Below are 13,806 nucleotides of genomic sequence, written 5' to 3' on the forward strand. Positions count from 1 at the left end.
GAACCGTTATGCAACCATTAAGTAATAGAAAAAAAGTTTTGGCACAACAACCAATGAATTTTATGGAGCGGATCTATTTTCCAGCTATTATAAAAGGTTTGTCCATTACTCTAAAGCATTTTTTTAAGAAAATACCAACTGTTAAATATCCAGAGGAACAGCGTCCTTATTCTAAGAACTTTCGAGGGCAACATTCTTTAAAGCGAGATGAAGAGGGACGTGAAAGATGTACAGCATGTGGTTTATGTGCCCTATCTTGTCCTGCGGAGGCCATTACTATGACTGCTGCGGAGAGAACTAACGAAGAAAAGGATTTGTACCGTGAAGAAAAATATGCCGCCGTGTATGAGATTAATATGTTGCGCTGTATTTTTTGTGGTCTATGTGAAGAGGCGTGTCCTAAAGAAGCCATTTATTTGGATGGTCCACATGTTACTGCCGATTATCTTCGTAAAGATTTTATTTATGGTAAGGATAAATTGGTAGAGCCAAAATTTGATATTACAAAATTGAATAGTTAACCACAAACCTATGACTGTTTTTTATTTAGTTGCTTTCTTATCGATTTTTTTCGCGCTGATGACCATCTTCACGAAAAATCCTGTGCATAGTGTTTTATATCTTGTGATTACGTTTTTCACGTTTACCATTCATTATATTTTACTTAATGCACAATTCCTTGCTGCGGTTAATTTTATCGTCTATATGGGGGCTATTATGGTTCTTTTTCTATTTGTGTTGATGTTACTGAATCTGAATAAGGATACGGAACCCATGAAATCAAATCTTGTAAAAATGATGGGTGTTATTGCTGGTTGTTGTCTTGTTGTTGTTCTTTTTGGTGCATTACGAGTTTTTGACATCTCCAATCCATTGGTCGCTAAAGATCCTGATATTGGGCTGGTGAAAAATTTGGGAAAAGTATTATTTAAAGAGTTTTTGCTCCCGTTTGAATTGTCTTCAATTCTTTTGTTAACGGCTATTATTGGAGCAGTATTATTGGGGAAAAAAGAACCAAAAAAAATATGATGGAAACAGCAGTTCAACAATTACAAGGTGTTCCTATAAATCATTATCTGATTTTTTGTGGATTGATTTTCGCGATTGGCGTGATCGGAGTATTGATACGTCGTAATGTTATCATTATGATGATGTCAATTGAATTGATGTTAAATGCAGTAAATCTCTTATTAGCAGCATTCTCTGTTCATCATGGTGATGCTTCGGGACAGGTTTTTGTATTTTTTATTATGGCTCTGGCAGCAGCCGAAGTGGCGGTGGGTCTAGCTATTATTATTATGGTGTATCGCAATACGAAGTCGATAGACATTGAATCACTACATAAACTTCGTTGGTAATTTAAAGCATTAAAAAAAGAAAGATAGTAGCTATGCATGATTTAATTTGGTTAATTCCTTTATTGCCGTTGATTGGTTTTGTCATCAATGGAATAGGACGACAGGTGCTTTCAAAAAGTTTAGTTGGATTTATCGGTAGCGGTACCGTATTTATTTCGTTTTTATTGAGCTGTACTCTTTTTGTATCCATTTATGAGGCGCGTGCACTTGGTGAAACAGGTAGGATTAGCCAACATATATTTGATTGGATTAAAATCGGGAATTTGGAAGTCTCACTTTCCTTTTTAGTGGATCCTTTAAGTGCGATTATGTTATTAGTAGTGACAGGAATTGGCTTTTTGATACATATCTATTCGATAGGTTATATGCAACATGATGGAGGATTTGCAAAGTATTTTGCTTATTTAAATCTCTTTATCTTTTTCATGTTGATCTTAGTCATGGGATCCAATTATTTGGTCATGTTTATTGGTTGGGAAGGTGTTGGACTTTGTTCTTATTTACTGATCGGGTTTTGGTATAAAAACAGTGATTATGGTGCCGCGGCTAAGAAAGCTTTTGTGATGAATCGTATCGGAGATTTAGGTTTCTTAATTGCGATCTTTTTTATCTTAAATACTTTTGGATCCTTGGAATTTTCTACCGTGTTTCAGTCAGCAAAAAGCTTTCCTGTAGGAGATGTGACGATTTTAACCATTACGCTATTACTCTTTGTAGCAGCAACCGGTAAATCGGCTCAGATTCCTTTATTTACCTGGTTGCCCGATGCGATGGCTGGTCCAACTCCCGTTTCTGCTTTAATACACGCAGCAACGATGGTCACCGCAGGGATTTACATGATTGCCCGTTCAAATATCTTATTTGTATTATCACCTTTGACGCTTCAGATCATTGCGATAATCGGCGTTTGTACCGCTCTATTTGCTGCAGCAACTGCGCTGACACAGAACGATATTAAAAAGGTGTTAGCCTATTCTACAGTTTCACAATTGGGTTATATGTTCTTGGGATTAGGAGTTGGTGCATTTACAGGTGCTTTCTTTCATGTTTTAACACATGCCTTTTTTAAGGCTTTACTCTTCTTGGGTGCAGGTTCTGTGATACATGGTATGAGTGATGAGCAAGACATGCGAAAAATGGGAGGTCTTAAAAAGGCTTTACCCATCACGTATATGACCATGCTGATCGGTACCATTGCCATTTCAGGTATACCTCCATTTGCTGGTTTTTTCTCTAAAGATGAGATTTTAGCACATGCTTTTGCTGCTAATCCAGTTTATTGGGTATTGGGGTTTATTGGGGCATTGATGACTTCCTTCTACATGTTTAGGTTGATTTATTTAACTTTCTTTGGTTCTTTTAGGGGTACGGAGGAGCAGAAACATCATCTTCATGAATCGCCTAAATCCATGACTTTACCATTAATCGTGTTGGCTGTGCTGTCTATCTTTGGTGGTACGTTTAATCTTCCTGAGGCATTGGGAGGTCAGGCTTGGCTCGCAACATTTTTGTCTCCTGTATTTGCTGATGGAGCAAGTTTGCAACACATGCATACAATAACCCACAGTACTGAATATATGTTAATGGGAGTTTCTGTAGTAGGAGTTTTGGTTATGGCATTTGTTGCCTATAACAAATATGTGAAACAAGGATCGGTTCCTGAGCATGATCAGGTGAGCAGAACAGGCCTTGCAAAACTTTCTTACCATAAGTTTTATGTGGATGAGATTTATGAATTATTAATTATAAAACCGATTAATTGGCTTTCCGTATTTCTAGCAAGAATAGTTGATAGCTTAGGGATAGACGGTTTAGTCAATGGAATTGGTAAATCGTCCTTTATGACTGGAAAAGGAGTTCGCCTTTTACAAAGTGGAAATGTGGGTTTCTATCTTTTACTGATGGTCGTTGGAGCGATAGCCATCTTTTTATACGGTTTATTGAGTTTTTAACATTGTAATAGCTATTTGATCATCAATGGATAACCTATTTTTACTTATTCTAACTCCTATTATCGGTGCTATTTTTTTGTCCTTTGTATGTGAACATACATTAGCGAAAAGAGGAGCACTGGTATTGTCTTTGATTACGCTGGGTCTGACTATTCCTTTTATCTGTCAATTCAATCCTGAAGGCGACTTTAATTATGAACAGTCTTATCCTTGGATAACTGCTTTTGGTGTTAACTTCCATATTGGGGTTGATGGTATTAGCTTGCCTTTGTTAGCACTGACTAATTTTTTAGTCCCACTCATTGTTCTGACCACTTTTAAGAAAGTCTTTAAAGGCAATTTCTATGCTTTAATGTTTTTCATGCAAAGTGGTTTGATGTTGGTTTTTTCAGCTATGGATGCTTTCACATTTTATGTGGGCTGGGAGGTTGCCTTGATTCCGATCTATTTTATTTGTGCTCTTTGGGGAGACGGGGACCGTATCCGGGTCAATTTGAAATTTTTTATCTATACATTCTTTGGCAGTTTATTGATGCTGGTAGCAATTTTATATCTACATCAGCAAGTCGCGACCAATGACTTTGAATGGCATTCATTTGTTTCCTTAGATTTAGATGCCTCTACGCAAAGGTGGATATTTTGGGCCTTCTTTATTGCTTTTGCAATAAAAATTCCAATTTTTCCTTTCCATACATGGCAGCCGGGAACTTATACTCATGCTCCTGCGGCGGGAACGATGCTTTTAGCCGGAATTATGTTAAAAATGGGTATTTATGGTCTGATGCGCTGGCTTTTACCTGTTGTACCTGAAGCGGTTGCTATTTACGGTCAGCTGGCAATGATTTTATGTGTTTTTGCAGTTGTGTACGCATCTATTATTGCGATACAACAGCAAGATTCGAAACGACTTATTGCTTATTCTTCTATTGCTCACGTTGGATTAATTAGTGCTGGGGTATTTACTTGGAATGTGACCGGAATGAGTGGTGCCATGATCCAAATGATCAACCATGGAGTTTCTGTCGTCGGATTATTTTTTGTGCTTGATATTATTCAGGATCGTACCGGATCAAGAGATTTGCGAGACTTAGGCGGCATAGCCAAGAAAGCGCCTCGCTTAGCGATCGTATTTTTAATTATTATCATGGGCGCGATTGGTTTACCACTGACAAATGGTTTTATTGGAGAGTTTTTGCTTTTGAAAGGGATTTATGAATATGGCGTTTGGTTCGCTGTTTTTGGTGGCTTAACACTTATTCTTGGTGCTGTTTACATGCTTCGTTTGTATCAAAGAACAATGCTTGGCACGACCTCCGAACGAACAGCGCATTTTGTTGATATTTCGGGTGTCGAATTGTATACTTTGATTATCATTTCAGCAGTGATTATTTATTTAGGAATTTTTCCAAACAGCTTATTGCATATTTCTTCAGCGTCTGTATCCGTTTTGGCTACGTTCCTGGGGAGATAATTTTAGACTTAAACTTTACGAATAATAGATTCGATTATGGGGGCGATTATTACATTATCAATATTAGCATTATTGGTACTTTACTTAGGATTATTTAAAGCAAATAAATCATTATTACCAGTAGGTTTAGTGGGCTTGCTTGTTGTTAGTGGACTATTAATTAAAGATTGGAAAATAGATGCGTCTCCATTATACAATGGGATGATATTATTTGATCACTATGCTATTGCTTTTTCAATATTATGTACTTTCGTGACAATATTGATTTTCATACTTTCTAAAGGATATTTTACGTCTTCAAGCGATCATGTGGCTGAATATTATACTTTATTGTTGTTCTCATTACTTGGGGCTGTTCTTGTTAGTAGTTATCACAATTTAGCCTTATTATTTCTAGGAATAGAGATCATGTCTGTTGCGCTTTACATCTTGGTCGGAATACGTAAGAAAGATCCAGCTTCCAATGAAGCCGCGATCAAATATTTTATCATGGGGGCTTTCTCTACGGGGTTTTTACTATTTGGAATAACCCTCTTGTATGGCGCATCCGGATCTTTTGATCTGATGATGATTAGAGACTATGTAACGATGCATCCAGGTGCGATATCACCTTTATTTTACGGAGGAGTGTTGTTGATGATTATTGGTCTGACTTTTAAAGTTGGTGCCGCTCCCTTTCATTTCTGGACGGCAGACGTATATGATGGGGCACCGATCTTAATTACGAGCTTTATGAGCACAGTGGTTAAAGTAGCATCCTTCGCTGGCCTATTAAGATTATTTACCTTTTCGCTTTTGCCACTGCAAGATTTTTGGACACCTATATTTTTAGGAATTGTCGTGCTTACATTATTTATTGGTAATCTTTCAGCTTTAATGCAATCCTCATTTAAGAGGATGTTAGCTTACTCAAGTATTTCACATGCAGGTTATATGCTTTTTGCTGTGATTGGTATTGGAGCTAGCTCTGCGAATTCAATTTTTGTTTATGGAGCTTCTTATTCTTTAGCTACTGTTACTGCCTTTGCGGCTTTGATTTTAGTAAAACGGGCTGTTGGCTCTGATCATTTCGAATCATTCAATGGATTGGCGAAAAAGAATCCTTATTTAGCAGCAATCCTCACTATTGCCATGCTGTCTTTAGCAGGTATTCCGTTAACAGCAGGTTTTATTGGTAAGTTTATGATGTTCAGTTCAGTAATGGCACAGTACCATATTTTGCTTTTGCTCATTGCGGTTTTAAATGCAGCGATCGCGGTGTATTATTATTTAAAAGTGGTTGTATCGATGTATTTCAGGACTGCAGAGGGAAAAAGTATTCCAATAAATTCAAATTACGTTATTCTATTTATTGTGACTACTTTTTTAACGATTTTAATCGGAGTCTATCCGAATTGCTTTATAGAGTTAATTTAAAGGGAGGTTAATTAATATACTTAATGCATAGTTTGTAAAAGCTATGCATTTTTTATTTTGATTTCATGCCTTATAATTTAAAGACAAATTGTATATTGTCAGTAGGAATAAGTAATTGCTGATATTCATGAAGTTTTTAATACCGATTATAACTACAATAAAAAGACTTTTTATTATTGCTGTTGTGCTGGGTATTTTAACAAGCCTAGGATTTGCACAGCGAAATGTTAAAGGTCGTGTCATTGACGGTAAAACTGGAAAAGGAATTCCTTTAGCTAGTATCTCCTGGAGTGGTCATAGTGGAGGCACTTCGGCAGATACACTTGGTAATTTCAATATTGTCCTCCGGAATGAATATGACCAGATTGCCTTTCGGGCGGTCGGTTATGAGATTAAATTAATTGATCTTAATGCGGTTCAAGATTCGGTATTAAATGTATTACTTTTTGGCAAAGACAATAAAATTGGAGAGGTGGTTGTCAATGCCAAAGGTCGTAAGTATAAAGATCCTGCCTTAGCACTAATTGAAAATGTCATTTCTCATAAGGATGAAAATCATATCTCTAGATTAAATCATATTCAATATGAGGAATATGAAAAATCACAATTTGGTACGGTAGATTTTAAAGTAAAGCCAGGAAGATTGCCAGGTAAATTAAGATTTTTGTTTGAAAATAAAGATACAGTTAGTATACCTGGTAGTTCTATTTTACCTTTTTTCTTAGAAGAAAGTGTCTCGGAAGTCTATTCTACATTTAAACCTTCTCGGAAGAAAAAAATTATTACTGGACATAAGGTGACAGAATTAAACAAGCGTTATATCAATAATGCCAATATCCAAAGTTATTTTCAAGATCAATTTAGAAATATTGATCTCTACGAGAATAATATCCAGCTGATAAGTAAAGCCTTTTTAAGTCCGATAGCCGGTAATGCTCCTTCTTATTATAAGTATACAATTAGGGATACGTTAGTTAAAGATGGTGTACGCTATATCGAATTACATTTTGAAGCAAAATCAAAGATGGACGTGTTGTTTAAGGGATCAATATGGGTCTCCGATGATGACCGTTATGCCGTTTATTACGCAGAAATGGAACTTGGTGAAGAGGCCAATATTAATTGGGTCAATGGAATTAATATAGGTCTTGAGTTTGAAAAGCATCCTGCAGGACAAATGTTGCCAAAACGCGCTAACCTACAGATCTTATTCGGTACAGATAAGGGGAATGCCCTGTACGGGAAAAAGGAGACTTATTTCTCAAAATATAAAGATGAAGCGATAAATGATGAGCTATTTAAAGGCATTCCGATTGAGAAGCGCTATCTGGAACAAAAAGATTCTGTACAATGGGATCGGGTGAGAGTAGTGCCGCTTACAGAAACTGAAGCTAAGACTTACGTCAATATTGATTCTCTTTCAGAAATGAAATCGATTAATCGATTAATCTCAATTGGATATTTTTTAGTAAGAAGTTATTATAATGTTGGAAAATTTGAGTTTGGTCCTTTAGAATATACCTACAGTTTTAATGAAATAGAAGGAAGTAGAATTCGATTAGGGGGTAGAACAACGGAATTGCTTTCGAATAAATTCTTTTTTGAGGGTTATGTTGCCTATGGTACACGAGATCAGGAATTTAAATATTACCTCAATGTAGCGCAGTCTTTAAATGGAAAATCTATCGTACAGTTTCCTGCCCATTATCTATCGGCAACGATTCAACATGATGTTATGGAACCTGGTCGAGGTTTAAGTTATCTGAAAGGCGATGGTTTTTTTCAGTCCTTTCGAAAGAATAAACCGACTAAATGGTTATGGAATGATATCTACCGTCTTGAGCATTTAATTGAATTTGGAAATCATTTTAGTGTGAGTACCATGTTGACAAGACATGAAAGACAGGCCGCTGGGACCTTGTCTTTTGTGACAGGAAACGCTTCGCCAGATACGATTGCAGCGATCAACACAAATGATATACAGATCAAGTTACGTTGGGCACCTGGAGAACAGTTTTATTATAGAAATTTAGAGCGAACGCAGATCAGGAATAAATTTCCGATTCTGACTTTGCAATATAACAAAGGACTAGATGGTTTCTGGAATGCAAATCAACGTTATGATGCTTTGAGGTTTAAGATCTTTAAAAAGATATTTATGTCTCCTGCAGGAACAGCTGATATCGAATTTAGTGCTGGTAAGATATGGGGCACGGTCTATTATCCACTATTAGAGATGCCAGATATTCAAACGGATAAATCGGGTCCTTTGCAAAATTTTGATTTGATATCAAATATGGAATTTGTTGCAGATCGTTTTGTAAAGCTTGCTTATTATCACCATTGGGATGGCTACATATTCAACAGGATACCTTTATTGCAACGTTTAAAGTGGCGCGAAGTAACAGGTTTCAAGTTTTACTATGGACAAATCAGTGATCGAAATAATCCGGAATTTAATGAAAATCAGATTCAGTTTGACCGTGATGACGATGGTCTTGTTAAAACGCGGGTTATGGGCAATCAACCTTACATGGAAGGAATAGTAGGCATTGACAATATTTTTAAAATTTTTCGAGTTGAATATAAAAGAAGATTAACGTATTTAAATTATCCAAATGTATCCCGTGATACCTATGGTGTATCACTTCATTTAAATTTTTAGAAATTATGGAATATCAACATCTCTTATATCAAGTGGATAAGCATATTGCTTATATTACAATCAACAGAGCATCAGCGTTGAATGCTTTGAACCAACAAACATTGAGAGAGCTAGAAGCAACGCTTGTCGAAGCAAAGAAGGATCATGATGTCAAAGGAATTATTATTACAGGCGCAGGTGAAAAAGCATTTGTAGCAGGAGCTGATATTAAAGAATTTATAGATTTAAGTGAGGCCGAAGCGAAACTTCTATCACAAAAGGGGCATTATATTTTTACGGAATTGATCGAACAATCACCGAAACCTGTCATCGCCGCAATAAATGGATTTGCGCTAGGCGGTGGTTTAGAATTAGCGCTTGCCTGTCATATGCGCTTTGCTTCAGCAAACGCAAAATTGGGTCTTCCAGAAGTTTCTTTAGGTCTTCTTCCAGGTTATGGCGGCACACAACGATTGACGCAATTGGTAGGACGTGGACGTGCATTACAGATGATCCTGACAGCCGATATGATCAGTGCTGAAGAAGGACTGAGAATCGGGCTTATTAATGAAGTACTGGATGCTGCTCATTTAATGAATCGAGTGGAAGAGGTTTTGGAACGTATATTTTCAAGATCAGGAACGGCGGTAACAGCAGCAATAGATGCGGTTAATGCATCAAACGAACAAACAAGGGATGGCTTTCAGGTGGAGATTAATCATTTTGCTGAACTTTTTGTAACGCGTGATTTTAAAGAAGGTGTTGATGCCTTTTTAACCAAGAGAAAGCCAAACTTCTAGTTATTATTTGCTTCTTCATATCGCGTTTTAAGCTATTATATTTATTGATCATCGTCTCACATCATTCTATCCATCCCGTCTGCTACCAAACTAATCATTGCCTTACCTGTAGTTCATAAGACGTTTGCTTGGATGATTAGTCTTTGTTTGATGGATAACTGAATGATGATAGCTGGAGCAGTATTTTTTTTCTCTTCTGTGGACATTTGTTTTATAGGCATATAGCGTCGCGGTATCGTGTATTGACAGGTATGACCATGATGACCATGCTGTCGTATCTCAACAAATAGAAGCCAAGGTTATTTGAAAGATGCAAGGATGGCAAGTTGGCGCCAAGGTAGAGATGGCCGATAGCGTCTTGAAGGTGGTCGAGATCGATGTTGATCTAAACGTTATTGCGCAACGGGAGCGTGTCTTCGCACTATGGCGGCAAGCTTTCGGCATAGGACGAAATGATTCTGCTACGTGGGGAAATGACACAGACGTAGGTCGAGACGATTTCGCCTCCTGGGGAACTGATGCAGACAGAGGTCGAAGCGATTCTGCCATGTGGGGAACTGACACAGCCGGTTGTCGAAACGATTCTGCTACGCGGGAAAATGACACAGCCGGTTGTCGAAATGATTTTGCAACGCGGGGAAATGAATCAGCCGTAGGTCGAAACGATTTCGCCTCTCAGGGGAATGAACCAGGCACTCGGGAGATTCGTTCCGCCACAGCGCGAAATGAAGGTTACATGAAATTAAATGCGTTCTTAATATATACTTATAGTTTCTTTTCTAGGAATGGTAACATGTTTTTATGGTATAATACTAGTGATGAAATTTGTCCCAAAAAATTAAATATCCTATTTTACATGCTGTATATTTAGAGATGATAAACTGTGATGAACCCTAAAATGGCTAAAGTGACCAAATTAAATCAAAAATAATTAAAATGGAAGCTCATAAAACACTTAAAAATATACGTCCTGATCTTTTCTACAAGGTCGATATTATTGTTATTGGTGCAGGGCAGGCGGGTTTATCTGCGGCCTATTATCTCAAAAAGTTGGGAATCGAGCCAGGGAAGGGGTTTGTCGTATTGGATGATGAGTTTGCCGCAGGTGGAGCTTGGCAACATCGTTGGGATTCATTAACGCTTGATAATGTCAATGGGATTAATGATTTGCCGGGAATGGGATTTTCGGATGCCGTGGATACCACGGATACTACACTGCAAGCGAATACCGCTATTCCGAAATATTACGAACTATATGAAAAAAAGTTTGAACTTCCGATTATTCGTCCTGTTCGGGTGAGTGAAGTAACAGCGCGTAATGGACGATTTATGATACATACGAATGGTATTCAATTTAGTGCTCGCGGATTGATAAATGCAACCGGAACCTGGAAAACTCCCAATTGTCCTAAGTATCCGGGGTGGGAAAAGTTTAAAGGAAGACAGTTGCACACTGGAGAATATATAAATTCGGATGAGTTTGTTGGAAAGCATGTTATCGTTATAGGTGGTGGAATTTCAGCCATTCAACTACTGGGTGAAATTTCTCAGGTTACCCAGACCACATGGGTAACCCGTAAACCCGTAAATTTTAGAAAAGATGAATTCACTCCCGATGCGGGAAGGGAGGCTGTTGCTCTCGTAGAAAAAAGAGTACGTGAAGGTTTGGCTCCAAACTCGGTTGTATCGGTCACAGGCTTGCCTCTTACACCAGCTATTGAAAAAATGTTACGTGATGGTGTTCTGGATCGTAAGCCAATGTTTAAAGAGATTACCGAAACAGGTGTAAGATGGGAAGATGGGACGACTTTAGATGCTGCTGTTATTTTTTGGAATACAGGTTTTAAGCATACTCTGGATCACCTTGCTCCACTAAGTCTGATCAACGATAAGGGCGGTATCGAGCTATCAGGAAGACTGGCCACGCAGGTTACAAAGGATCCACGCATTCACTTAACAGGGTATGGTCCGTCAGCTTCTACAATTGGAGCTAATCGTGCTGGAGGGGCAGCCGCAAGAGAGTTAATTGCATATTTAAAGTTGTGAACGAATATTTGACTTAGCAAAGAGTAATACAAAATGTTATGAAAGTATATACCCTCTAAAAAAAGCGACGGTTAGGTCGCTTTTTTTAGAGGGAGAAGTTGAAGATTGTAACTACTTTCCTACTATTATCTTTTGTTGATGCGGCCTTTAAATTGGCTAATTCCATCCATAAAGGCTTCCACAATTATTCTTCCTGCAGGGAGGTGTTTAAGATCATAGTCGAATGTGGCATTTTTAATAGCTTTATACTCATGTTTCTGCCATACGGTGCCATCCACAGTGATCTGAACGGTCATATCGCTTGCTTTATTCGATACGACATTCAATTGCGTGTGGTCCACTACTGATCGTGGATAGAGAGAAAATGCGTATCTGCCTGTTGTGGTATTGAATTCTAACCCCTTCACAGCATTGAAACTGAACATTTCACCGGTCCCACAATCGCTTTCGAATGCATGGATCAAATTTCCTTTCAGATCAAATATGCGAAGATGACCATCTCCATTTGCCGGCTGTGCCCAGAATTGTAACCCATTGCCTGCAGTATCGACAAGACGTAGTGAATGTTTACCTTCCGAGAGGCGTATCGTATCAGTGTATAGGGTTACAGGTTCTAATTGCGCCGCGGTTTTTTGAAAGATCGTATCTTGTTTAGCATTTAAAAGGAAAATACTGTTGTCTTTAGGCTTATTATTCGTTAATAATTGTAGGACAAAAGTTGCTGGAAATTTCTGTGCAGCAGTAAAGGTCGTTTGCATGTTATTGTCTCCGGACCAAGCATCTTTCTTTCCGTTGGGTTGATTAAGCGTGACAAGAAATAGATTTTCGCCATCTTTTTCCTGAATCTCACCGGGGAGTATCACTTCGGCAACTTGATTGAAAGGAAGATTTCCTTTCCAATGGAATGTTTTAGTCGGAAAACCCTGTGTTCCATATACAATAGTTAGTGAACGAACAGGGTCTGATCCTAAGTTTCTAAACATTATACGAGGGTCTGAGCTAGCCGGATTTAAACGGGAAAATCGTTGTTCATCATTGGGGACCATTATAGCTTCCACAGCGACATCTGTTTTTTGATTCGGGGCGGTGTACTCAAACAAATATGCCGCTATATTTTCAGCAGCCTGTATGTTGTCGGTGGCTGTATAAGGTTCCATTAATAAAGAGACTTGATGACTACCTGGCTTTGTCCATACATCGATCACATCAGGTTGTTGTAGGTCTCCGGGACACCAGTACGCGCGGTCAAATATCCAGGTACCACCTTGTGGGTAGAGCGGGTTGTCGCCACATTTTTTCCACATATCACGTTTATCAACGATTTTTCCGTCCACAGAAATTTCGCGCCAGCGGCTGCAAAACTCACTACATCCACGTGGTTTGTCCATACCGTGACCGGTGTGCTGTATGCGTATTCTGCTTAATGCCGCTCCAGCTGTAGAATTATAATTTACCGGTAAAAGATTATCCTCAATCTTCTCGTTGGGATCTCCATATTTATAGGCCTTATTCCATAAAGGTTTTATACCAAGTGGTGTAACAACGGGAGGACCTGATAAGATTTCAAAATCTATCGTAAGCGCCCAACCGACTGTTTTATCTTCAAAGCCTGAATGCACATATACAATTTCCACACTATCTCGGAGAAACGGGGCGAAGTCTGTGACATCGACCTGCCATTTCCAATTCCATCCTTTGTTGTAAATACTTCCATATGGCGTGAGCATTCTACCCAGTTCATAGGAAAGTTCAGGAGCGTTTGCACCGCCTTTGCGACGCAATATAATATGATCTAAATAATCCCAGTGGGCAGTATGAAGGCTATCGGGGCTTCCCAGAGTAACGTGCATGGTTATTTTTCTGATGGAGGCATCTGTTTTGGGAAATAGACCCCATGCAGGGTATGGATTTTCTCCTTTAATAGGATCGCAAATAATAGTTGCACGGTTATGCGTAACAATGTGGCTTATCGCTGGTTTTTGAGCAACTGCTCGATAACAGATGATGAGCGCAAATAGGGTTAGGAAAGATTTTATGTTCATTAATTTGAAAAAATATTATTTAAGAAACTGCATAAAGATAAGATGTTTTACGCAATCTTATCATGAGGGAGGTGTGG

General features: G+C 38.3%; 10 protein-coding genes. 9 read left to right on the forward strand and 1 reads right to left on the reverse strand.

The features are described from left to right. Positions 1-8 precede the first annotated feature (8 nt). The 9 genes from FHR29_RS24380 (at position 9) to FHR29_RS24420 (ending at position 11,687) form a co-directional block, all read left to right on the forward strand. Positions 9-521, forward strand: a complete 513-nt coding sequence (locus FHR29_RS24380; RefSeq protein WP_021190697.1) for an NADH-quinone oxidoreductase subunit I — start codon at positions 9-11, stop codon at positions 519-521. A 10-nt stretch (positions 522-531) separates the two neighbouring features. Next, positions 532-1,029, forward strand: coding sequence for an NADH-quinone oxidoreductase subunit J (locus FHR29_RS24385; protein WP_132769965.1), 498 nt, complete (start codon positions 532-534; stop codon positions 1,027-1,029). After that, entirely contained in the window at positions 1,029-1,358 is a 330-nt protein-coding gene (gene nuoK / locus FHR29_RS24390) for an NADH-quinone oxidoreductase subunit NuoK (protein ID WP_132769964.1), read from the forward strand. The genes FHR29_RS24385 and nuoK overlap by 1 nt, the downstream gene beginning before the upstream one ends. 32 nt (positions 1,359-1,390) lie before the next feature. After that, positions 1,391-3,310, forward strand: a complete 1,920-nt coding sequence (gene nuoL / locus FHR29_RS24395) for an NADH-quinone oxidoreductase subunit L (protein WP_183917877.1) — start codon at positions 1,391-1,393, stop codon at positions 3,308-3,310. Between the two features lie 25 nt (positions 3,311-3,335). Next, the gene (locus tag FHR29_RS24400; protein WP_183917879.1) at positions 3,336-4,781 is read left to right on the forward strand and encodes a NuoM family protein; all 1,446 of its coding nucleotides are present in this window, start codon (positions 3,336-3,338) and stop codon (positions 4,779-4,781) included. Between the two features lie 36 nt (positions 4,782-4,817). Then, positions 4,818-6,197 carry an NADH-quinone oxidoreductase subunit N gene (locus FHR29_RS24405; protein WP_183917881.1) on the forward strand — a complete coding sequence of 460 codons (1,380 nt, stop codon included), beginning with the start codon at positions 4,818-4,820 and terminating at the stop codon, positions 6,195-6,197. 127 nt (positions 6,198-6,324) lie between these two features. Then, positions 6,325-8,862 carry a DUF5686 family protein gene (locus FHR29_RS24410; RefSeq protein WP_183917882.1) on the forward strand — a complete coding sequence of 846 codons (2,538 nt, stop codon included), beginning with the start codon at positions 6,325-6,327 and terminating at the stop codon, positions 8,860-8,862. Between the two features lie 5 nt (positions 8,863-8,867). Next, positions 8,868-9,641 carry an enoyl-CoA hydratase/isomerase family protein gene (locus FHR29_RS24415; RefSeq protein ID WP_183917884.1) on the forward strand — a complete coding sequence of 258 codons (774 nt, stop codon included), beginning with the start codon at positions 8,868-8,870 and terminating at the stop codon, positions 9,639-9,641. 936 nt (positions 9,642-10,577) lie between these two features. Next, positions 10,578-11,687, forward strand: coding sequence for an NAD(P)-binding domain-containing protein (locus tag FHR29_RS24420; RefSeq protein ID WP_183917886.1), 1,110 nt, complete (start codon positions 10,578-10,580; stop codon positions 11,685-11,687). Between the two features lie 125 nt (positions 11,688-11,812). Here FHR29_RS24420 and FHR29_RS24425 read toward each other — a convergent pair whose 3' ends face one another. Then, complete coding sequence (locus FHR29_RS24425; protein WP_021191393.1) at positions 11,813-13,729, reverse strand: peptide-N-glycosidase F-related protein; 1,917 nt, start codon at positions 13,727-13,729, stop codon at positions 11,813-11,815. Positions 13,730-13,806 lie beyond the last annotated feature (77 nt).

This window comes from Sphingobacterium sp. JUb56, assembly GCF_014191365.1.
GTDB classification, from domain to species: Bacteria; Bacteroidota; Bacteroidia; order Sphingobacteriales; family Sphingobacteriaceae; genus Sphingobacterium; species Sphingobacterium anhuiense.